This is a genomic window from Pseudomonas sp. NPDC096950 (genome assembly GCF_044762525.1).
Taxonomy (GTDB): domain Bacteria; phylum Pseudomonadota; class Gammaproteobacteria; order Pseudomonadales; family Pseudomonadaceae; genus Aquipseudomonas.
The window spans coordinates 38,540-59,235 of record NZ_JBIWEL010000032.1 but is presented as its reverse complement, the minus strand read 5'-3'; the positions used below and the strand labels follow the sequence as shown (position 1 = coordinate 59,235).

Here is a 20,696-nt window from a genome sequence, read left to right as displayed (position 1 = left end):
TGATTTGAAGCGTCAGATATTACTCTCGGTAAATTTTTCGTAATACAGGTGAACGCTGTCCAGGGCCTGGGATTGCAGCCAGCTCTTGATCGATTCGACCATCGGCGGAGGCCCGCAGACATACATATCGGCCGGTGCATCGCGCAATTCACTGATATCGAAATGTTCGGCAATGTAGCCGCGCTTGCCCGTCCATTGCGGCGACGGATTACTCACCACTTCGGTGTAGCGAAACCCGGGAATGCGTTCGGCATAGGCCTCGATGCGTGCCTGTTCGCACAGATCGGCAGCGTCGCGCACGCCGTAGTACAAATGCACCGGTTGCGGGCACCCACGCTCGGCCAGTTCATCGAGCATGCCCAGCAGCGCGGAAAGCCCGGTACCGCCCGCCACCAGGATCAGCGGTTTGGCCACGTGACGAAGGTAAAAGGCGCCCAGCGGTGCCTCCAGCCCGATGCTGTCCCCCACTTGGCAACGTTCGCGGATGTAATTGCTCATCACGCCGTCGGGTAACAGGCGAATCAGGAATTGCAGTTGATTGCCCGGCCGGTTGGCGAACGAATAGGAACGCTTGCTTTCAGTCCCCGGGATCAGCAATCGGGCGTACTGCCCCGGCAGAAAGTCCAGCGGGTTGGTCGGGCCAAGGTCCAGATGCAGGATCGCGGTGCTGGCTGAGACTTGCCGGACTTCGGTGACCGTTCCACTGAGCTGCGCGGGGCCAGCAGCATTGCACAGGCTGGAAGCAAAATCGAAATAGAACGCCGCATCGGACTTCACCCGGGTCTGGCAGGTAAGCATTTTGCGTTGTTGCAGGTCCTGGCTGGACAGCGCTTCCTCATCCACATAATCCTGGCTGTAATCCCCCGATTCACAGCGACCCTGGCACGTTCCGCAGACGCCTTCGCGGCAATCCAGGGGAATGTTGATGCCGTTGCGCAGGGCGGCGTCGAGCAGTATTTCGTTGGGTTGCACGGGAAAGAACAGCGTTTTGCCATCGGCAAAGCTGAACGCGACCTTATGGTTCATGCCCGGTCTCCAGGTGTCAGAGGTGGTAGAAATCGAGCACCGAATTGATGGTGTCGTTGAGCAGCAGCACATGCTTGCGGGTGATCAGCCAACTGTCGGCGTGGGGCTTGAGGTGATAGGTCGCGCGACCGTAGAACTGCTCGGACGTGGCCAGGCGATAGAACAAGGTGTGCCAGTTCAGGCGCACCTCCAGCTCACCTCCGTCGAGTTCGCTGATCCGCACGTTGTTGATCAGGTGCAAGGTGCGCGGCATCGGCGTCGATGAGGCGGACTTGCCGGTACGCAGGCGGAATACCCGGTCTTCCAGCCCCGAACGGTTGGGGTAGTAGATCAACGACATTTCGCGTTTCGGGTCGCGGGTGTAGATGTGCTCCGAGTCCCATTGCGGCAAGTGAAATTCACTGTGCTCGTCGAACAGGCTGATGTAGGCGTCCCACTCCTGGGCATCGCACAGTTCGGATTTGCGGTAGAAAAACTGCTCGATCTGGTACTGCAATTGCGCATTCATGTTCACACCTCACGGAGTTTCAGGGATTTCGCGTCCAGGCCATTGAGCAGGAATTTCTGCCAGTGACTGTGCTGGTTGACGTAAAGCCCTTCGTGAGTGAATTCGGTGCCGGTCATGGCGGGTGCGATGCCGATGGACTCGCTGTTGGGTGTGGCGCCGGTGGCCCAACGGTGGCTGCCACGGGAAATATCGCTCCAGCGCTCCAGGCGCGCCTGGAAACCACGCTGGGCTTCGCGGAACTCCACCAGGTCATCCGGCGTGCCGAGACCGGACACGTTGAAGAAATCTTCGAACTGGCGAATGCGGTTTTCCCGATCCGCGTCCGATTCGTTTTTAACTCCCAGGCACTGGCTGATGATCTCGGTTTTGTTCCAGGCCACCGGGCGGATGATGCGCAGTTGCGAGCTGATCTGATCGAGGAAAAACAGGCTCGGATAGATGTTCAGGTTGCGCAGCCGATGCATCATCCACTCGGCTTTTTCCTGGCCGTGCTCTTCGATCAGGCGCGGCATGATCGTGGCGTAGCCGGAACGCACCGCGGGGTTCGGCATGTCACTGAACAACAGGCTGTGGCCATTGTTGAACGCGAACCAGCCGTCATCGGTGTTGGCGTCGCCGGCGCCGAGTTTGCTGTAGTCCAGGGTGCCGCTGGCCGTGTTGCCGTTTTCGCTGTTGACCTGCTGGCGGTGCTGTACGGTGGCCACGTAGTTATAGTGAACGGTGCTGACGTGATAGCCGTCCAGGCCGTTTTCGTTTTGCAGTTTCCAGTTGCCGTCGTAGGTGTACGCCGACTTGCCGGGCAACACTTCCAGCTCACCGGTCGGCGACTGGGCCACCATCATGTCGAAGAACACCTTGGCGTCGCCGAGGAAGTGTTCGAGGCTGTTATCGGCGTGCACATCGAGGCTGATAAACACAAAACCCTTGTAGCTCTGGATGCGCGCTTTCTTCAGGCCGCGTGTGGCCTTGTCGAAACCTTCGGGGTATTCGCCGGGCGCCTTGACCTTCACCAGGCGGCCGTCGCTCTTGTAGCACCAGGCATGAAACGGGCAGGTGAAGGTCGACTGGTTGCCCTTGCCGACGCGGGTCAGGGTCGTGCCGCGATGCTGGCAGGCGTTAATCAGTGCGTTGAGCTGGCCGTCGCCATCGCGGGTGATGATCATGGGCTGGCGGCCGGCGCGCATCGTGACGAAATCGTGATTGTTGGCCAGCTCGCTTTCATGGCAGGCGTAAATCCAGTTCTTCTCGAAGATCAGTTCCATCTCCAGATCGAACAACTGCGGCTCGGTGAAAATGTCCCGGGCGATCCGGAACACGCCGTCTGCCGGACGAAAGTCCACGCAGCCTTCAATAAACGCTTTCCACTGCTCGACGTTTTTTTCGCCACTCATGGGTCTGTACCTCTTTTTATTCGGGCCAATCGGTAGCGTTCATTAGAGGGAGCGGGGCGGGCAGGGGTCTATCCGGTTAGTCGGCGAAGGCAGTCCATAAAATTGGCGGGTAACAACCCGTAACATGCTGGGAGCCGACTTCCCAAACCCGCGCACCAGGCGATAGACGGGCGCACCTGTTTGCGGCATTCAGGTACTGTTTGTGGGGCGTGGTGTGCTGAGCGAGGACGCGGCCAACGGGTAAAGCGACGGCTTTATCCACTTAGTTGGCGATTGCTATCCGCTGGGTTGGGCCCGCGCTGTTGTGGCTTGGAACTTGCTGTTTTCAAGCCGTATACGCGCCGTCAGAGCGCGCAGAAAAATAGCCGTGAGTGCACCGTGATGAATAGCAAAACGGATCCGCAGTTTCGCGATATTCGTATCGATCGTTTTGACCTTGAGGGTGCAAGGACCTGGATGTCCGGCATCTGCGGGCCTCATCGTCTGGTGACCGCGACTCCCGAACGGATCCGCTTTCATCACAGCGCCAACGTGTTCAAGTCGATGGCCACCACGTTGGGCACGATCGAATACGGCACCGATGTCACCGTCGACATCGAAGACGCCGAACACTTCAGCAGCTACAGCCTGAGTTTGCCGCTGGTGGGCGAGCAGGAGTTGAGCAAGAACGGCTGCGTGTTGAAGTCCAATCGCGATCAAGGCGTGATCATTTCTCCGAACGAAAACCAGGTGCTGGCGATCTCCGGCGATTGCCGCAAGGTCCAGGTGGTGATCACCCGCGCTGCCATGAGCGAATCCCTTGAAGGTATGTTGCAGCGGCCGCTGGATGCGCCGCTGCGTTTTGAATCGGTGATGGACGCGGTCGAAGGGGCATCGGCCTCATGGTGGCGGATGGCGCGTTACTTCATCGAGGAGCTGGAGCGCAGCAGCGAATTGTACGAACAGGTGGCGTTCACCCGGGATATCGAGAGCTCCCTGATCAAAGGCTTGATCCTCGCCCAGCCGAACAATTACTCCGAAGAACTGCGCAACGTGCTGGGCGTGAAGTTGCCGCATTATCTGATCCGGGCCAGGCAATACATCCACGACAACGCCCGGGAAGCGCTGCATCTTGAGGACATCGAAGCGGCGGCCGGGGTGTCACGGTTCAAGTTGTTCGAAGCCTTCAAAAAGTACTTCGCCCTGTCGCCGATGGTGTACCTGAAAAAGTACCGTTTGAACGCCGTGCGTCAGGACATTCTCGAGCTCGGTTCTGCGCGCAATATTTCCGAGATCGCCCTGAGCTGGGGCTTCACGCACCTCGGGCGTTTTTCCGTGGAGTACCGCAAGTTGTTCGACGAATCCCCGAGCATGACCTTGCAGCGTAACGAAGCCCGCCGCATGCGTGGTTTCTGAGGGCGGCGGCCCTTACTTGCGCACCACCAGATCCAGCAACTCCTCACGCTCCTTGATTTTCTGCAGGACGATTTCGGAGCGGATATCGGTGACGCCCGAGGTGCGGTTGAGCTGGTTGACGATGAAATCCGAGAAGTGCTTGAGGTTGCGCGCCTGGACCCGCAGTACATAGTTGCTCGCCCCGGTAATCACATAAGCGGTGACCACTTCGGGCCACAGTTGGACCTTCTTGATAAACGTCTCGTGCCAATCCTCGACGTCCTGTCGCAACGACACATGGACGATGGCTTCCAGTTCGATTCCCAGCCGTTCGGCACTCAGCACCGCGCGATAACCGGTGATGATTCCTTCACTTTCCAGCAGGCGCAAACGGCGCAGACAGGCCGACGGCGAGAGGGCGACTTTCTCGGCCAATTCCTGGTTGCTGATACGGCCGTCCTGTTGCAGGTGATGCAGGATTCGCAGGTCTGTGGGGTCGAGATTCATGATTGAAGAAATCCGCGTTTTATGGGGTGGCATTCGAATTTTCTGCGAGATAACTACCTTACGGTCACCCACTTTGCACGAAAATTCTCCAGGGCTTCGTTCATTATTTCTGCATCGCGAAGGTGCGCTGACGACCTTCCTGGACCGCACCTCTTTGAAAAAACAGGACACTCAATGACCTCAAGAAACGATTGCCTGGCCCTGGATGCCCAGGACACGCTCGCGCCACTGCGTCAGCAATTTGCACTGCCCGAAGGGGTGATTTATCTCGACGGCAACTCGCTGGGTGCGCGGCCGGTGGCTGCGTTGGCGCGGGCTCAACAGGTGATCGCCGAGGAGTGGGGCAATGGCCTGATTCGCAGTTGGAACAGTGCGGGCTGGCGCGACCTTTGCGAACACCTGGGCAATCGCCTGGCCGGACTGATTGGTGCGCGTGACGGTGAAGTGGTGGTCACCGACACGACTTCGATCAACCTGTTCAAAGTGCTCAGCGCCGCCCTGCGGGTGCAGGCGACCCGGTCGCCGACGCGGCGCGTGATCGTCACCGAATCCAGCAACTTCCCCACCGACCTGTACATCGCCGAAGGCCTGGCCGACATGCTGCAACAGGGTTACACCTTGCGGCTGGTCGACAGCCCCGAGCAGTTGCCGCAAGCGATTGACCAGGACACCGCCGTGGTCATGCTCACCCACGTCAACTACAAAACCGGCTACATGCACGACATGCAGGCCCTGACTGCGCTGACCCACGAATGCGGTGCGCTGGCGATCTGGGACCTGGCGCATTCGGCGGGCGCGGTGCCGGTTGATCTGCATCAGGCGCGCGCCGATTACGCGATTGGCTGCACCTACAAATACCTCAATGGCGGTCCCGGTTCCCAGGCGTTTGTCTGGGTGTCGCCCGCGTTGTGTGATCTGGTGGCGCAGCCGTTGTCTGGCTGGTTCGGGCATTCGCGACAGTTCGCCATGGAGCCTGGCTACGAGCCGAGCAGCGGCATCGCGCGGTACTTGTGCGGCACGCAACCGATCACCTCGTTGGCGATGATCGAATGCGGCCTGGATATTTTTGCCCAGACCGACATGGCCAGCCTGCGCCACAAATCCCTGGCCCTGACGGACCTGTTCATTCAACTGGTCGAGCAACGCTGCGCCGCGCACGAACTGACCCTGATCACCCCGCGTGAACATGCCAAGCGTGGCAGTCATGTCAGCTTCGAACATCCCGAAGGTTATGCGGTGGTCCAGGCGTTGATCGCCCGTGGTGTGATCGGTGACTACCGCGAGCCACGGATCATGCGCTTCGGTTTTACCCCGCTGTACACCACCTTCACCGAAGTCTGGGACGCGGTGCAGATTCTTGGTGAAATCCTTGATCAGAAAACCTGGGCGCAAGCGCAATTCCAGATTCGCCACAGCGTTACCTGATATGTCCGGCCTGCTTTTCCCGTGACTCGTTCCATTCAATAAAAACAATATCCAGAGACTGGAAAAATGACCGATAAAAGCGGTTTTGAAAGCATCTCCAAACGTGAGCAAGGCCTGCGGCGTCAACTCACTTCAGGCCAGATGAGCATGATCGCCATCGGTGGCGCGATCGGCACCGGGCTGTTCATGGGCAGTGCCTACGCCATTGGTTATGCCGGGCCGAGCGTGCTGCTGAGCTACGCCATTGGTGCCGTCATTACCTTGCTGTTGATGGGGTGCCTGGCAGAGATGACCGTGGCCCATTCGACCTCGGGTTCGTTCGGCGCCTATGCCGAATTCTATGTCAGCCCGTTGGCCGGGTTTCTGGTGCGTTACGCCTATTGGGCCGCGATTGTGCTGGCGGTCGGTACGGAAGTGACGGCGGTGGCGATGTACATGAAGTACTGGTTTGCCAACGTGCCGGAATGGATCTGGATCGTGTCGTTCTCCAGCATCCTGATTGTGCTTAACGCGATCAGCGTGAAGACCTTCGGCACCTTCGAGTATTGGTTCTCGACCATCAAGATCGGCGCGATTGTCGGCTTTATCATCCTCGCGGTGTATGTGGTCTTCGGCTCCGGCAACCCGGAATACGGCCTACACAACTACACCGCCCATGGCGGGTTTTTCCCCAATGGCCTGCAAGGCATGTGGGTCGCGGGTGATCGTGTCGATCTTCAGCTACCTGAGCGTGGAAATGATCGCCGTGGCGGCGGGGGAAGCGCAGGACCCGGAGCAAGCGGTGAAGAAGGCCTTTCGCGCGACCATCGTGCGGCTGGTGGTGTTTTACCTGCTGACCCTGGCGCTGATGCTGGCCATCGTGCCGTGGGTCCAGGCCGGCCACGCTCAGAGCCCGTTCGTCACGGTGATGCAAACCATCGGGATTCCCGGCGCCACCGGGGTGATGAATTTCGTGATTCTGATCGCGGCATTGTCGGCGATGAACAGCCAGCTCTACATCACCACGCGCATGATGTTCAGCCTTTCCCGTGGTGGTTATGCACCCAGATCGATGGGCGTGTTGAGCAAGAGCGGCATCCCGCTGAATGCCTTGCTGCTGTCGAGTTCGGGCATCGCCCTCGCCACTTTGCTCAACATCCTGTACCCGGAAAGCTCCTTCACCTTGATGATGGCGATCTCGATGTTCGGCGCCATTTTCACCTGGTTCATGATTTTCCTGACCCACTACTGTTTCCGGCGTTATCACCAACGCCACGGTGAGCGAAAGCTGTCCTTCCGCATGCGCCTGTTTCCCTACAGCACCTTGTTGGGGCTGGTGCTGATGGCGGCGGTGATGATCACCACCTACTTCACCGAGGCGTTCAAGATGACGCTGGTGTTCGGGGTGCCGTTCTTGCTGATTCTCTCGGCGGTGTATGGACTGTTTTTCAGAACGGCCAAGCCTGCTTCACTCCGCGAGCAACGCCTCGAGCAAGGCCCGGGCGTAACCGGGCAGGTGGGGGAATGAGCGGGCGCATAGCAGCAGTTTTCGCTGGGCCCAGTCATCTTTCAAGGCAACGCTTTTGAACGATTGATCGCCGGCCCGGCGCTGGACCGCTGCACGCGGCACAATCGCCAGCCCGGCGCCGTGGGCGACCATGCGCATCACGCCGTCGAAGCCGTCGGCGCGGATGCGGATTTGCATGCGCAGGCCGGCGTGCAGGGCTTGTTCCTCCAGATACACCGCTAATGCGCTGTTGGCGCCGAGGCCGACGTAATCGTGGTGCAGGGTGTCGCTGAAACTGACTTCGCTGGCGTCAGACAAAGGGTGGTCATTGGGCAGTATCAGTACCAGCGGATCGTCGCGGAAGGGGCGGGTCTGTAGGTCGTCGGTGTCCACGGCGTCGGAAACGATGCCGAGGTCTGCCGCTCCCTGGCGCAAGGCATGGGTGATGCGGGTGCTGGGCAATTCTTGCAGGTCGATGTCGAGGTTGGGGTGCTCGCGCAGGAAATCCGCGAGCAACTCCGGCAGGTATTCGGTGATCGCCGTGGTGTTGCACAGCAACCGCACCTGGCCTTTGACGCCTTGGGCATAGTCGGCGAGGTCCTGCTGCATGCGCTCGGCTTGTTGCAGCAGCACCCTGGCGTGTTGCGCCAGGGCTTTACCGGCGGGCGTTGGCGTGACGCCGCGACGGCCACGCTCCAGAAAATCGATGCCCAGCGAGGCTTCCATGGCGCGAATGCGTGCGCTCGCGGCGGCCAAGGACAAATGACTGCGGCTGGCACCGGCGGTGATGTTGCCGGTGTCGAGGACGTTGAGGTAGAGACGCAGGTCGGTGAGGTCGAAGTGCATCGTGGCAGCCTATGGATGTGGGGTGTCTGGGCGGACGCCTTCGCGAGCAAGCCCGCTCCCACAGGGGAACGCGGTCTCCTTGTGGGAGCGGGCTTGCTCGCGAAGGCGCCAGTGACCATGACGAATTCATCAAGCCTCTCGCAAAACAAGAGGCACCCTCAGTATATGGCAGATTTCCAACCCCACCGCCCGGGCGCAGGATAGCCTCATGAATACTCTCGCCACGTTCTACCAAAACCTCGGCCTGGCCCTGTCGATACTGGTCATCGCCACATTCCTCCTCGCCGGCATGATCAAGGGCGTGATCGGCCTCGGCCTGCCAACCATCGCCATGGGCCTGCTCGGTCTGGCTATGGCGCCGTCGCAGGCTGCCGCGCTGCTGATCATCCCCGCGACCCTGACCAACGTCTGGCAACTGGCATTCGGCGGCCACTTGCAAGGGCTGATCAAACTCCTGTGGCCCATGCTGCTGGCGATTTTCATCGGCACCGGCGCCGGCACGTTGTGGATCGGCATGGCCGGTGGTCATTGGGTGGTGCGGGGATTGGGCGCGGCGTTGTTGCTGTATGCCTTGAGCGGGCTGTTGCTGCCGTCCTTGCGGGTGGGCAGCCGTTCTGAACGTTGGCTCGGACCGGTCTGCGGCGTGCTGACGGGCGTCATCACCTCGGCCACCGGCGTGTTCGTGATTCCGGCGGTGCCGTACCTGCAAGCGCTGGGTTTAAACAAGGATGAACTGGTGCAGGCACTAGGGCTGTCGTTCACCGTTTCGACCCTGGCGCTCGCTGCCGGCCTGTTCTGGCGTGGCGCCCTCGGCGGTGGCGAGCTGAGCGCTTCGCTGCTGGCGCTGATCCCGGCGGTGCTCGGCATGTTGCTGGGGCAATGGTTGCGTCAGCGGATCAGCGCCGTGTTGTTCAAGCGCGTGTTCTTCATTGGCCTCGGCGTGCTCGGCGGCCACTTGCTGATCAGCGGCTAGCCGATGACGGACTGAGCATGTCGATGGCGCGGATGTCGAAATCCCGCTCCAGATAATCCATGCGCTGATCGCGGAACAGCTTCATGTGCGGCAGGTTCGAGTGCACGTCCAGATGCGCCTGGGACGCCCAGATCTCATAAAAGATAAACAGCGTCGGGTCCTGCTGGTCGCGCAGCATGTGGTACTCGATGCAACCGGGCTCGCTGCGGCTAGGCTCGACGTAGGCGCGAAAGAACGCTTCGAAAGCCTCGGCTTTTTCCGGTCGGGTCTTGGCCATCAGGATGAAACCTTGCACTTCACTCATCGAAATCTCCTTCCAGGTTAAGAATCGGCGCAAGTCTATGGCAACAATCGCCTTTCGATTCGTGCGTTCTGGTCAAATGAATTTTGTGAATTCGGCGCTTATTCCGCGCGAGGCGGATCGCTACTCTGCCGCCATCGAATTCCCATCTTCCGAGACCTCCCATGAAAAAAGTCCTCTTGCTCAATGGCGGCAAAAAGTTCGCCCACTCCGATGGCCGCTATAACACCACCCTGCACGACACCGCGCTCAGCGTGCTGGATCGCGGCGGTCTGGATGTGAAGACTACGTTCATCGACGAGGGCTACGACCTCGCTGAAGAAGTCGCCAAGTTTGTCTGGGCCGACGTGATCATTTACCAGATGCCGGGCTGGTGGATGGGCGCGCCGTGGACCGTGAAAAAGTACATCGACGAAGTCTTCACCGAAGGCCACGGCAGCCTCTACGCCAGCGATGGACGCACCCGTTCCGACGCGTCGCAAAAGTACGGCAGCGGTGGTTTGTTGCAGGGCAAGCAATACATGTTGTCCCTGACCTGGAACGCACCGCAGCAAGCCTTCGACGACCCGACCGACTTCTTCGAAGCCAAAGGCGTGGACGCGGTGTACTTCCCGTTCCACAAGGCCAACACCTTCCTCGGCATGACCGGTTTGCCGACCTTCCTGTGCGTGGACGTGATGAAACGCCCGGACATCGAAGGCGATGTGAAGCGGTATGAGCAGCATTTGACTGAGGTGTTTGGCCTCAAGGCGTAACGCTCAGCTACTATCGAAAGCCTGAATCTGCAACAGCGCAGAACCTGTGGGAGCGGGCTTGCTCGCGAAGAGGCCGTCACATTCAACATCCATGTCGACTGTAAGACCGCTTTCGCGAGCAAGCCCGCTCCCACAAAGGGTTGTGCTATGCCACAGTAGAATTGCGCAGGACAATCGATAAGGGACCCACGTGAAAGCCAGATCCGATGAATTGCAGATTTTCGTCTGCGTGATTGAATGCGGGTCGATCTCGGCTGCGGCCGAGCAGGTCGGGCAAACGCCGTCGGCGGTCAGCCGCACGTTGTCGCGCCTGGAAGCCAAACTCGACACCACGCTGATCAATCGCACCACCCGGCGTATGGACCTGACCGAGGAGGGCAAGTATTTCTTCGAGCACGCCAAGCGGATTCTCGATCAGATGGAGGAGCTCGAAGAACGCCTCAATTCCCGCCAGCAAACCCCGTCCGGACGCCTGCGGATCAACGCCGCGTCGCCGTTCATGCTGCACGCCATCGTGCCGTACATCGATGAGTTCCGCCGTCTCTACCCGGACATCCAGCTCGAACTCAACAGCAACGACCTGATCATTGACCTGCTGGAACAAAGCACCGACATCGCCATTCGCATCGGCACGCTCGCGGATTCGACATTGCATGCGCGCTCCCTGGGTTGCAGTCCGTTGCACATCCTCGCCAGCCCGGCCTATCTCGAGCAGCACGGCACACCCACCGCTGTCGCCGACCTCAACGATCACACGCTGATCGGCTTCACCCAGAACGAAGGCCTCAACCAATGGCCGCTGCGGCATGTACACGGCGATCGCTGGCCGATCAACGCGGCAATCAATGCCTCCAGCGGCGAGACCGTGCGGCACTTGGCGCTGGCAGGCCAAGGCATCGCTTGCCTGTCGGATTTCATGACCAACGACGACCTCCGCGCCGGGCGCCTCAAGGCTGTACTGGCGGATTTCAACAGTGGTTATCGTCAGCCGATCAACGCGGTGTACTACCGTAACTCGCAACTGGCCCTGCGCATCCAGTGCTTCCTGGACTTTATCCAGGGCAAATTGGCGGTGTACGCGAACTCGGATTTCAAAGGCTGATTCGTGATCCCTGCGCAAGAGTGAATTGGGCCACCGGGGATTTTTCGACAGGGATCGGTCGTTGATACTCGTTGCATCACTTATTAACGCAGGGAGTTTCTCCATGAACGTATTCGTTACCGGCGCCGCCGGTTTTATCGGCGGCTCGATCGCCACGGGCCTGGTCCGCGCCGGCCATAACGTCACCGGTCTGGTGCGCAGCGCCGAACAAGCCCAGGAACTGACTGCGCTGGGCATCACCCCGGTCATTGGCACCCTGGATGACAGCGCATTGCTGACTGACCAGGCCCGCGCCGCCGACGCCGTGATTAACGCCGCCAGCAGCGACCATCGCGCCGCCGTGGAAGCCTTGCTCAATGCGCTTCGCGGCTCCAACAAAGTGTTCCTGCACACCAGCGGTTCGAGCATCGTCGGTGATGCGTCGGGCGGTAAATCCAGCGATGTCATCTACTACGAAGACAATCTGCCGGAACCCACCGTCGACAAGGCTGCCCGCGTAGCCATCGATAACCTGATCCTCGCCGCCGCGAAGGACGGGGTGAACTCGGCCGTCATCTGTAACACCCTGATCTACGGCCACAGCCTGGGCGTCAAACGCGACAGCGTGCAATTGCCGCGTCTGCTGAAACAGGCGCGCAAAAGCGGTGTGGTCCGCCATGTCGGCACGGGCCAGAACATCTGGTCCAACGTGCACATTGAAGACGTCGTCGCCCTGTACTTGCTGGCGCTGACCAAAAACATCCCGGGCACGTTCTACTTCGTCGAAAGCGGTGAGTCGTCGTTCATCGACATGACCACCGCGATGGCGAAAGCCCTGAACCTCGGCGAGCCGCAAGACTGGCCGCTCAAGGATGCCGAAGCCGAGTGGGGTTATGAAATGTCCAACTACGGTTTGGGTTCCAACAGCCGGGTGCGTGGCAAACATGCCCGTGAACTGCTGGGTTGGGCGCCAAAGCGTACTTCAGTGACCGAGTGGATCTTGCACGAAATGGTGTGATGTAGACGCCCGCTGATGCTTTTATAAGTTCCAGAACGTGGCCCGCCGATGAGCAATATGCTCGTCGGCGGGCTTTTTTGTGCCCGGTGAAATATTATTTTTCTGTCGTCCAAGTCCCCGCGTACAGGGGAGGTTAAAGGGTTATTTAATTTTTACATGCAGCGATATTTAATTTTTAGTTGAAGCTGTATGAGGCTGTTCGGAAATTTCCTACTAGTCTGTTACCCGGACAAACACAGCCAACTTGTTACTCAGGCATACAGCCGGATAAACAGGTCAATGTCCGTGGACTTTTTTTGCAAAAGGACTTTGCGATGGCACTACACACTCTTGATGTCTTCTCGTAAAGGCATATCCCGGGCGAATCAAATGACTTCGCCTCTTCAATCTTTATGACGTTCGGCCCTTGATGCCGTTAATCCGTCCATAAGCCCAGGCTAGAGCGCCGCGCTCATCGAGCGTGGGCACAGTCATCACTGGAATTGGCAAGAACAAGGAGTAGTTATGATCATTTTAGGCATTACTAACAATGATTTGTCGGGTGCCTGCCTGGTACGTGATGGTCAGATTCTCTCGGCGGTCAGTGAAGAGCGTTTTACCCGCATCAAAGATCATAAGATCTGGCCCGAAAAGTCCATTGAGTTTGTATTGAGCCAAGCGGGCGTATCGCTGGAAGATGTCGATTATGTGGCCTACGGATGGAACGCCGGTTTCAGTGCGGATAAACACCTGGAGTTGTATTTCGATCGTATCGTTGAAGAGGTCAGGAATAATCCCCAGGGACTTGCGCAGTTCCGCCAGCGCGTAACCGATGAAGTAAGAAACGATAAAGAAAAACGCGCCGAGTTTGACGAATACATTTCGGCCAATGGTTTGACCGGCAAGGCTTATTACATTGACCACCATGAATGCCACGCCCTCGGTGCGTATGTCTGCTCACCGTTTGATGAAGCGCTGACCCTGACGTGCGACGGGCGCGGCGATTTCCAGTCCCTGACCGTGACCTGGTACAGCCCGACCGAAACCACCGTGTTGCAGCGTGAAACCAGCATCGACAGCCTGGGTTATTTTTACGGCCGGATTACCCATTTGCTGGGTTACAAACCCAACCGACATGAAGGCAAAGTCACAGGCCTGGCGGCGTTTGGCGATCCGCAAAAACTGCTGGGGGTGATGCAGCAGATGATCCGTTTTGAAGACGGGCGCATCAAGGCGTGCTGCGGCGATCTGTTCCTGCCGTCCTACAACCACTACAGCGAACCGCTGGAAACCCTCTTCGCCCGGGAACCCCCGGAAGATATCGCCGCGGCGGTACAGCGTCACACCGAAGACCTGCTGGTGGCGACGGTCACCCATCACCTGGCCCAACGGGGCAGCACCAACCTGTGCCTGGCTGGTGGCGTGTTCGGCAACGTGAAACTCAATCAGCGCCTGCGCGAGATTCCCGGGGTGAAAAACGTCTATGTGCTGCCGTGCATGGGCGATGGCGGACTGGCGCTGGCCGCTGCGGTTGGGGCGGCCTATCTGCAAAACGGCACCCGCTTCAAGAACCCGGCGATGACCCTCGGGCCGGAGTCGCGCAGCGTTTCGCAGAACATCAACCTGATCATTCGCGACTACCCTGAACTCGGTTACTTCACGCCGTCGAACATCATCGAGGTCCTGACCGACGCCTTGGCGCAGAACCAGGTACTGGGCATGTTCAAGGGCAAGATGGAATTCGGGCCGCGTTCGCTGTGCAACCGCAGCATCGTCTATCACGCCCAGGACGCCGAGGTGAACGACTGGCTCAACAAGCGCATGCACCGCACCGAGTTCATGCCGTTCGGCCCGGTCACGGCCATTGAGCAGGCACCGGCGTGTTATGTGGGTTGGGAAGAGGATCAGGTGGCGGCGGACACCATGACCATGACCTACGATTGTCATCCGCAGTTTCGCGAGGCGAGCCCGGCGGTGGTGCATATCGATGGCACGGCCCGGCCGCAGATTATCCGCCCGCAAGGCGACGCGTTCATGCACCGTTTGTTGAATGCCTGGTACGACAAGACCGGTCAGGCGGCGTTGATCAACACCTCGTTCAACCGTCATGAAGAACCGATCGTGTGTTCTTCCCAGGATGCATTGGATGCGTTGAAGGAAGGGATGGTCGATCTGGTGGTGATGAGCGAATCGCTGATCGTCTGGCGCAAAGGTAAAAACAGTTTCACCCAGCAACGCTTCGAGTAATGCATGGATGTTTTCAGGGCTCCTCAGGAGCCCTGATAAGGAGTTTCGAGCGTATGGTTAGTCAATGTATTTAATCTTTTTCGGATTCTTTGCGGCAGAAGGGATCATCTATCCGTTCTGGCCGACGTGGCTGGATTCCCTGGGGTTCAGCGCCAGCCAGATAGGCTTGCTGATTGCGGCGGCTTATTGGCCCCAGGTGTTTACCGGGGTGTTTATTACTTACGTGGCCGATTGGCGCGTGGACCAATTGCGTCTCGCGGCTTTTCTCGGGTTCTCGGCGGCGTTCTGTACGTTGCTGTTTTATTTGATGCCGGCGCACCTGTGGATCTTTGTGTGCCTGAGCGTTCTGTTTGGCGGGCTGTGGATGGTGGTGCTGCCCTTGTCCGAGTCCTATCTGCTCAAGCGTGACAAACAAGCGCTGCAGAACTATGGCTGGGTCCGAGCTGTGGGCTCTTCGGCGTTTATCCTGACCTCGACCCTCGGCGGTTTGTTGTTCGCGCAGTACAGCCAATCCTGGGTGCCGATTGTGATTGCGGCGAGCATGTTGTTCACCGCGCTGGCCTGTTTGCGATTGAAGCGCCAGGTGTCCAGAGCGCATCTGCAACCGCTCAGTCGCACGATCAAACGACCGGACTGGAAAGCGCTGTTCGCGCAAAAAAGTCTGTTGATCGCGATTGCGGCGGCCAGTTTTATTCAACTGAGCCACACCCTGTATTTTTCCACCGCGTCTATCGGCTGGGGTGTGAAGGGCTACTCTTCAGCGTCCATCGGGGCGTTTTGGTCGGTGGCGGTGATTGCCGAAATCACGTATTTCGCGCTCTCGAATAAAGTCCTGTCGTATTGCTCGCCGTTGTCCATCGTGATCTTTTCCAGTGTGTGTGCGGCGTTGCGCTGGGCGTTGTTTTCCAACAGCGATGCGATGTCGGTGATTCTGTTGGGGCAGTGTCTGCACGCCCTGAGTTTTGCCGCGTATCACTCGGCGATCATGCGGTTTATTCGCGACCATGCGCCGCAGGATATCCAGGTCTTTACCCAGGGCGTTTATTACTCCCTGGCCGTTGCGCTGCCCATGGGCCTGGCCACGCCTTTTGCCGGCTATTTGTACGAAACACAGCCGCAGTGGTCCTACTACGTGATGGCGCTGTTTGCCTTGATCGGCACAGTGCTGGCGTTTATTGCTCATCAGAGGATGCGAAATTCAACTCATGACACAACGAACGTTTACAGCCGTCTGCTTTGATATGGATGGCGTACTTATCCAGTCCCGCGAGGTCATTGAATTCGCCTGGACCACCGTCGCGCGGCACCACGGTGTGGCCGTCGACCAGGCGTTTATCAACGATCATATTCACGGTCGCCCCGGCGGTCATACCTTGCAGGCCCTGTTCGGTCAGTTTGACGAGCAGAAACGCCTGATGATCAAAAAGGAAGTCGATGCCATCGAGCAGGTCTCGACCTGTGCGCTGGTGCCGGGCGTCGCGACGTTTATCGCGCAGCTCAAGGAGTACGCGGTGCCCCTGGCGCTGGTCACCAGCAGTTGGCGAGCGCGTGTGGACAACGTCTTGCAGCAACACGACCTGATCTCGACCTTCGACAGCATCATCTGCCGGGACGATGTACGCAGTGGCAAACCGGCGCCCGATGCCTATCGCTTGGCGGCGGCGCAACTGGAGCGGCAGAGCGATGAATGCCTGGTGTTCGAGGACTCTGTCAGCGGCGTGCGGGCGGCCGTCAGCAGCGGCGCGCTGTGCATCGGCATCGGCGACGATCACACGTTGACCGCCCACGGCGCCGCGCAATTGCATGCGGACTTCACGGTGCTTCCGGTCTCGCTGACCGAACTGGGGGAGCACGCTTACGCGGACGGCGGCCTGTTTATCAGTGGGCGGGTTGCCCAGAGGTTCGCCCGCTCATGACGCCGACACTGCAATCCGCCACGGTGCTGTGGGACTTCCTCGGCGCGGGGCGCCAACAGCGTGATTGCGAGCTGATCGTGGTCTGTGGGTCCTACGATCTGCGGGTCTGCGATTACGCCTGCGAGCTGCTGAAAACCGGCGTCGCCCCGCATCTTTTGTTTACCGGCAACACCGGAAACTGGACGAAGCATTTGTGGGAAAGAACCGAAGCCGATATTTTTGCGCAACGGGCCATGGCGCTGGGGGTGACGGCGGATCAATTTACCCTGGAGTCTTGCGCCACCAACTTCGCCGAGAACATCGCGTTTGCCAAAGCGTTGTTTCCACAGGTACGCCGCGCCACTTTCCTGACCAAGCCGAACTCGATCCGCCGCGTGGCGCTGACTTTGCCCGTTCAGTGGCCGGAGCTTGAGGCTTGCGTGGATGCGCCGTCGTTCAGTTTTCCGGACGAGGTCAGCAACCTGATCGGGGTTTTGGGACTGATCGACGAAATGGTCGGGGATGTGCACCGCATCATGGTTTACCCTTCCCTGGGCTTTCAGGCCGAGCAGGTGATTCCCGAGGATGTCCAGGTCGCCTGGCGTTATCTGGTGGAGCAAGGCTTCGATCACCATTTGATCAAAGGCAGGAGCTGACGCAGGGAGACTGACATGTTGTACGACACGCTGATCCGCAATGCCCTCATCATTGACGGCAGCAACCGCCCCGGTTATCCCGCTGATGTGGCGTTACTGGATGGCCGCATCGCGCGTATCGGCGACTTGCACGACGCCCGCGCCAAGGAAGAAATCGACGCCGCTGGCCGGGTGCTGGCACCGGGTTTTGTCGACGTGCACACCCACGACGACACGGTGGTCATTCGCCAGCCACAGATGCTGCCCAAGCTCAGCCAGGGCGTGACCACGGTGATCGTCGGCAACTGTGGGATCAGCGCCTCGCCGGTCAGTTTGCGCGGCGATCCGCCGGACCCGATGAACCTGCTCGGCACGCGTGCGGCGTTCGTTTATCCGACGTTCCGCGATTACCGCGCGGCGGTCGAAGCGGCGAACACCACGCTCAACGTGGCGGCGCTGGTGGGTCACACCGCGCTGCGCAGCAACCACCTCGACGATCTGTTTCGCACCGCCAGCGCCGATGAAATCAGCGCGATGCGCGGGCAACTGCGCGAAAGTCTTGAGGCCGGCGCGTTGGGGTTATCCACAGGCCTGGCGTATGCGAGCGCGTTCTCGGCGTCGACCGATGAGATCATGCAACTGACCGAAGAGTTGACGGCGTTCGGCGCGGTCTACACCACTCATCTGCGCAGTGAATTCGAACCGGTGTTGGAGGCCATGGACGAAGCGTTCCGGATTGGCCGTCATGCGAAATCACCCGTGATCGTTTCCCACCTCAAGTGTGCCGGCGTCGGCAACTGGGGCCGCAGTCCGCAACTGTTGGCGTCCCTTGAGCACGCGGCGGAAACCCACCCGGTGGGCTGCGATTGTTATCCCTACGCGGCGAGTTCCTCGACCCTGGACCTCAAGCAAGTCACCGATGCCCATCGCATTACCATCACCTGGTCCACGCCTCATCCGGAGTTGGGCGGCCGCGATTTGATCGACATCGCCGCCGAATGGGGTGTGCCGCTGCTCGACGCCGCGCGACGCCTGCAACCGGCGGGCGCGGTGTATTACGGCATGGACGAGGCGGACGTGCGGCGGATCCTCGCGCATCCGTTGTCGATGGTTGGCTCCGACGGTCTGCCGGAAGACCCGTTTCCCCATCCACGCTTGTGGGGCGCGTTCCCTCGGGTGCTCGGACATTTCAGCCGTGATGTGGGACTGTTTCCGCTGCACACCGCCGTGCACAAGATGACCGGGTTGTCGGCGGCGCGTTTTGGCCTGAAGGCACGGGGCGAAATTCGTGAAGGCTATTGGGCGGACCTGGTGTTGTTTGATCCGCTGACCATTCGCGACGTGGCGGACTTCCATGACCCGCAGCGGGCGGCAGAAGGGATTGACGGGGTGTGGGTCAACGGGGTGCTGAGTTATGTGGATGGGCGGGCGAATGGGCGCAGGGAAGGGCGGTTTCTGGCGCGGGAGGGGGATTTGCGTTTGGGGTTTTAAGATCAAAAGATCGCAGCCTTCGGCAGCTCCTACATTGGATTGCGATCTCCTGTAGGAGCCGCCGAAGGCTGCGATCTTTTGACTTTTATGGCGTGATGGCACTCTGAGATTAAAGAAAGCCACCGCCAAGCCGAAGTGCTGACATCCAGCCCAGCTACGCTGGGCTTTTCCAACCAGGGAGCACCCCCATGAGCTTCGGCAAAACCACTCCGATCCTGCGGATCTTCGATGAAGCCAAGGCAGTGGCGTTCTACGTCGACTTCCTGGGGTTCAAGATCGACTGGCAGCATCGCTTCGAAGCCAACTTCCCGCTGTACCTGCAAGTCTCCCGGGGCGAATGCGTGCTGCACCTGTCCGAACACCACGGCGACGCCACCCCCGGCTCGGCACTGCGCATCGAGACCGATGAACTGGAAATCTTCCAGCAGCAATTGGTTGCGAAGGAGTACATGTTTGCCAAGCCGCAAATCCAGGCCATGCCGTGGGGCAGCCAGGACATGACCGTGACCGATCCGTTCGGGAATCGGTTGGTGTTTACGAATGCGATTAGTGTTTGAAGGTGGAAAACAACCGAAGCTCTCGGTTGTTAGTTAGATAGCCTTCGCGAGCAGGCTCGCTCCCACAAAGGAGGCAATGTCGATCACAGATTTTGTGCGCCTCCACCCTCCACTGTGGGAGCGAGCCTGCTCGCGAAGAGGCCGCCACATCCAACGAAAATGTTGACTGACCCACCGCTTTCGCGAGCAAGCCCGCTCCCACAGTTGATCGGCGTCGACCACTTGATCGTGGTACGGCGCAAATCAGTGTGGGAGCGGGCTTGCTCGCGAATGGTTCTGTTGATCGTTCCCACGCTCCGCGTGGGAATGCAGCCCGTGACGCTCCGCGTCACCTGCCGAAGCGGGCGCAGAGCGTCCGTTGAGGCATTCCCACGCAGAGCGTGGGAACGATCAGGTCTGAGGTGTCAGACCCGGAAGTGGCTGACCATCTGTTGCAACTGACCGCCCAACCGCGCCAATTCAACGCTGGATTTGGCGGTTTCGTCGCTGGCGGCGGCGGTTTGTTCGGAGACGTCGCGCACGTTGATGATGCTGCGGCTGATCTCTTCGGCCACGGCGCTTTGCTCTTCGGCGGCCGCGGCGATCTGCTGGTTCATCGACTGGATGTTCGACACCGTGCGGGTGATGTTTTCCAGGGAAAGGCCAGCCTTGCGGGTCAGGGCCACACTGCTGTCGGTCAGGGTGCGGCTGTTGTTCATCACCGCCGACACTTGTTGGGTGCCGTTCTGCAGACCGGCCACCAAACCTTCGATTTCTTCGGTGGATTTCTGGGTGCGCTGGGCCAGGCCACGGACTTCGTCGGCCACCACGGCAAAACCACGTCCGGCTTCACCGGCGCGGGCCGCTTCGATCGCGGCGTTGAGCGCCAGCAGGTTGGTCTGTTCGGCCACGGCCTTGATCACGTCCATGACGCTGCCGATTTTGTCGCTTTCCTGTTGCAGCACGCTCATGGCTTCGGTGGAACGCGCCACTTCGGTGGCCAGGCGTTCGATCTGGGCGATGGCTTCGTTGACCACTTTGTCGCCTTCGCGAGCTTCGCCGTCAGCGGCAGCGGCAGCTTGGGAAGCTTCTTCGGCGTTGCGCGCGACTTCCTGCACGGTGGCGGTCATCTCGTGCATTGCGGTGGCCACCTGATCGGTTTCGATCTTCTGGCTGTTGACCCCGGCGCTCGTCTGTTCGGTCACGGCCGACAACTCTTCGG

General features: G+C 59.5%; 19 protein-coding genes and 1 pseudogene. 13 read left to right on the top strand and 7 right to left on the bottom strand.

What is annotated here, in order from left to right; translation table 11 throughout:
- Nucleotides 1-12: 12 nt before the first annotated feature.
- Genes antC through antA form a run of 3 tightly spaced genes read right to left on the bottom strand, consistent with a single transcriptional unit; the run spans nt 13 to nt 2,925 of the window.
- Nucleotides 13-1,026, bottom strand: coding sequence for an anthranilate 1,2-dioxygenase electron transfer component AntC (antC, locus tag ACIQY3_RS31175; RefSeq protein WP_403027697.1), 1,014 nt, complete (start codon nt 1,024-1,026; stop codon nt 13-15).
- Between the two features lie 16 nt (nt 1,027-1,042).
- The gene (gene antB / locus ACIQY3_RS31170) at nt 1,043-1,534 is read right to left on the bottom strand and encodes an anthranilate 1,2-dioxygenase small subunit (RefSeq protein ID WP_403027695.1); all 492 of its coding nucleotides are present in this window, start codon (nt 1,532-1,534) and stop codon (nt 1,043-1,045) included.
- Between the two features lie 2 nt (nt 1,535-1,536).
- Entirely contained in the window at nt 1,537-2,925 is a 1,389-nt protein-coding gene (gene antA / locus ACIQY3_RS31165) for an anthranilate 1,2-dioxygenase large subunit (RefSeq protein ID WP_403027692.1), read from the bottom strand.
- A 381-nt stretch (nt 2,926-3,306) separates the two neighbouring features.
- On the opposite strand from antA, the gene ACIQY3_RS31160 reads away from it, so the two are divergent.
- Nucleotides 3,307-4,320, top strand: a complete 1,014-nt coding sequence (locus ACIQY3_RS31160) for a helix-turn-helix domain-containing protein (RefSeq protein ID WP_403027689.1) — start codon at nt 3,307-3,309, stop codon at nt 4,318-4,320.
- A 12-nt stretch (nt 4,321-4,332) separates the two neighbouring features.
- Here ACIQY3_RS31160 and ACIQY3_RS31155 read toward each other — a convergent pair whose 3' ends face one another.
- Nucleotides 4,333-4,806 carry an Lrp/AsnC family transcriptional regulator gene (locus ACIQY3_RS31155; protein WP_403027687.1) on the bottom strand — a complete coding sequence of 158 codons (474 nt, stop codon included), beginning with the start codon at nt 4,804-4,806 and terminating at the stop codon, nt 4,333-4,335.
- A 174-nt stretch (nt 4,807-4,980) separates the two neighbouring features.
- Here ACIQY3_RS31155 and kynU point away from each other — a divergent pair, with 174 nt between their 5' ends.
- Both kynU and ACIQY3_RS31145 read left to right on the top strand, forming a co-directional pair.
- On the top strand, nt 4,981-6,231 hold the full coding sequence (kynU, locus tag ACIQY3_RS31150; protein ID WP_403027684.1) for a kynureninase: 1,251 nt from the start codon (nt 4,981-4,983) through the stop codon (nt 6,229-6,231).
- A 66-nt stretch (nt 6,232-6,297) separates the two neighbouring features.
- Nucleotides 6,298-7,738 (top strand): annotated as a pseudogene (locus tag ACIQY3_RS31145) (amino acid permease).
- Here ACIQY3_RS31145 and ACIQY3_RS31140 read toward each other — a convergent pair.
- Nucleotides 7,679-8,563, bottom strand: a complete 885-nt coding sequence (locus ACIQY3_RS31140; protein WP_403027682.1) for a LysR substrate-binding domain-containing protein — start codon at nt 8,561-8,563, stop codon at nt 7,679-7,681. The pseudogene ACIQY3_RS31145 and the gene ACIQY3_RS31140 overlap by 60 nt on opposite strands.
- Before the next feature lie 208 nt (nt 8,564-8,771).
- Here ACIQY3_RS31140 and ACIQY3_RS31135 point away from each other — a divergent pair, with 208 nt between their 5' ends.
- A complete protein-coding gene (locus ACIQY3_RS31135) occupies nt 8,772-9,536 on the top strand; it encodes a sulfite exporter TauE/SafE family protein (RefSeq protein ID WP_403027679.1) in 765 nt (254 codons plus the stop codon).
- Here the strand turns inward: ACIQY3_RS31135 and ACIQY3_RS31130 are convergent.
- On the bottom strand, nt 9,526-9,840 hold the full coding sequence (locus ACIQY3_RS31130) for a putative quinol monooxygenase (protein ID WP_403027676.1): 315 nt from the start codon (nt 9,838-9,840) through the stop codon (nt 9,526-9,528). The genes ACIQY3_RS31135 and ACIQY3_RS31130 overlap by 11 nt on opposite strands.
- A gap of 161 nt (nt 9,841-10,001) precedes the next feature.
- Between ACIQY3_RS31130 and ACIQY3_RS31125 the strand changes: the two genes are divergently transcribed.
- The 9 genes from ACIQY3_RS31125 to ACIQY3_RS31085 all read left to right on the top strand — a co-directional run bounded on the left by ACIQY3_RS31125 (nt 10,002) and on the right by ACIQY3_RS31085 (nt 19,495).
- A complete protein-coding gene (locus ACIQY3_RS31125; RefSeq protein WP_149657696.1) occupies nt 10,002-10,592 on the top strand; it encodes an NAD(P)H-dependent oxidoreductase in 591 nt (196 codons plus the stop codon).
- Between the two features lie 190 nt (nt 10,593-10,782).
- Nucleotides 10,783-11,694, top strand: coding sequence for a LysR substrate-binding domain-containing protein (locus ACIQY3_RS31120; protein ID WP_403027672.1), 912 nt, complete (start codon nt 10,783-10,785; stop codon nt 11,692-11,694).
- A gap of 103 nt (nt 11,695-11,797) precedes the next feature.
- Nucleotides 11,798-12,691 carry an NAD-dependent epimerase/dehydratase family protein gene (locus ACIQY3_RS31115; RefSeq protein WP_403027669.1) on the top strand — a complete coding sequence of 298 codons (894 nt, stop codon included), beginning with the start codon at nt 11,798-11,800 and terminating at the stop codon, nt 12,689-12,691.
- Nucleotides 12,692-13,195: 504 nt separating this feature from the next.
- Nucleotides 13,196-14,917, top strand: a complete 1,722-nt coding sequence (locus ACIQY3_RS31110) for a carbamoyltransferase (RefSeq protein ID WP_403027666.1) — start codon at nt 13,196-13,198, stop codon at nt 14,915-14,917.
- Between the two features lie 64 nt (nt 14,918-14,981).
- Nucleotides 14,982-16,157, top strand: a complete 1,176-nt coding sequence (locus ACIQY3_RS31105; protein ID WP_403027663.1) for an MFS transporter — start codon at nt 14,982-14,984, stop codon at nt 16,155-16,157.
- A gap of 1 nt (nt 16,158) precedes the next feature.
- Nucleotides 16,159-16,833: an HAD family hydrolase gene (locus tag ACIQY3_RS31100; RefSeq protein ID WP_403027660.1), complete on the top strand. Its 675-nt coding sequence runs from the start codon at nt 16,159-16,161 to the stop codon at nt 16,831-16,833.
- Nucleotides 16,830-17,468, top strand: a complete 639-nt coding sequence (locus ACIQY3_RS31095) for a YdcF family protein (RefSeq protein ID WP_403027659.1) — start codon at nt 16,830-16,832, stop codon at nt 17,466-17,468. The genes ACIQY3_RS31100 and ACIQY3_RS31095 overlap by 4 nt, the downstream gene beginning before the upstream one ends.
- 15 nt (nt 17,469-17,483) lie before the next feature.
- Nucleotides 17,484-18,938: an amidohydrolase family protein gene (locus ACIQY3_RS31090; protein ID WP_403027657.1), complete on the top strand. Its 1,455-nt coding sequence runs from the start codon at nt 17,484-17,486 to the stop codon at nt 18,936-18,938.
- Nucleotides 18,939-19,126: 188 nt separating this feature from the next.
- A complete protein-coding gene (locus ACIQY3_RS31085; protein ID WP_403027654.1) occupies nt 19,127-19,495 on the top strand; it encodes a glyoxalase superfamily protein in 369 nt (122 codons plus the stop codon).
- Nucleotides 19,496-19,899: 404 nt separating this feature from the next.
- Here ACIQY3_RS31085 and ACIQY3_RS31080 read toward each other — a convergent pair whose 3' ends face one another.
- Nucleotides 19,900-20,604, bottom strand: coding sequence for a methyl-accepting chemotaxis protein (locus tag ACIQY3_RS31080; protein ID WP_403027731.1), 705 nt, complete (start codon nt 20,602-20,604; stop codon nt 19,900-19,902).
- Between the last annotated feature and the right edge of the window lie 92 nt (nt 20,605-20,696).

Bases quoted from the DNA above. Each gene is read 5' to 3' on its own strand.
- antC (WP_403027697.1), bottom strand. From the start codon at position 1,026: ATGAACCATAAGGTCGCGTTCAGCTTTGCCGATGGCAAAACGCTGTTC.
- antB (WP_403027695.1), bottom strand. From the start codon at position 1,534: ATGAATGCGCAATTGCAGTACCAGATCGAGCAGTTTTTCTACCGCAAA.
- antA (WP_403027692.1), bottom strand. From the start codon at position 2,925: ATGAGTGGCGAAAAAAACGTCGAGCAGTGGAAAGCGTTTATTGAAGGC.
- ACIQY3_RS31160 (WP_403027689.1), top strand. From the start codon at position 3,307: ATGAATAGCAAAACGGATCCGCAGTTTCGCGATATTCGTATCGATCGT.
- ACIQY3_RS31155 (WP_403027687.1), bottom strand. From the start codon at position 4,806: ATGAATCTCGACCCCACAGACCTGCGAATCCTGCATCACCTGCAACAG.
- kynU (WP_403027684.1), top strand. From the start codon at position 4,981: ATGACCTCAAGAAACGATTGCCTGGCCCTGGATGCCCAGGACACGCTC.
- ACIQY3_RS31140 (WP_403027682.1), bottom strand. From the start codon at position 8,563: ATGCACTTCGACCTCACCGACCTGCGTCTCTACCTCAACGTCCTCGAC.
- ACIQY3_RS31135 (WP_403027679.1), top strand. From the start codon at position 8,772: ATGAATACTCTCGCCACGTTCTACCAAAACCTCGGCCTGGCCCTGTCG.
- ACIQY3_RS31130 (WP_403027676.1), bottom strand. From the start codon at position 9,840: ATGAGTGAAGTGCAAGGTTTCATCCTGATGGCCAAGACCCGACCGGAA.
- ACIQY3_RS31125 (WP_149657696.1), top strand. From the start codon at position 10,002: ATGAAAAAAGTCCTCTTGCTCAATGGCGGCAAAAAGTTCGCCCACTCC.
- ACIQY3_RS31115 (WP_403027669.1), top strand. From the start codon at position 11,798: ATGAACGTATTCGTTACCGGCGCCGCCGGTTTTATCGGCGGCTCGATC.
- ACIQY3_RS31110 (WP_403027666.1), top strand. From the start codon at position 13,196: ATGATCATTTTAGGCATTACTAACAATGATTTGTCGGGTGCCTGCCTG.
- ACIQY3_RS31105 (WP_403027663.1), top strand. From the start codon at position 14,982: ATGTATTTAATCTTTTTCGGATTCTTTGCGGCAGAAGGGATCATCTAT.
- ACIQY3_RS31100 (WP_403027660.1), top strand. From the start codon at position 16,159: ATGGATGGCGTACTTATCCAGTCCCGCGAGGTCATTGAATTCGCCTGG.
- ACIQY3_RS31095 (WP_403027659.1), top strand. From the start codon at position 16,830: ATGACGCCGACACTGCAATCCGCCACGGTGCTGTGGGACTTCCTCGGC.
- ACIQY3_RS31090 (WP_403027657.1), top strand. From the start codon at position 17,484: ATGTTGTACGACACGCTGATCCGCAATGCCCTCATCATTGACGGCAGC.
- ACIQY3_RS31085 (WP_403027654.1), top strand. From the start codon at position 19,127: ATGAGCTTCGGCAAAACCACTCCGATCCTGCGGATCTTCGATGAAGCC.
- ACIQY3_RS31080 (WP_403027731.1), bottom strand. From the start codon at position 20,604: ATGACCGCCACCGTGCAGGAAGTCGCGCGCAACGCCGAAGAAGCTTCC.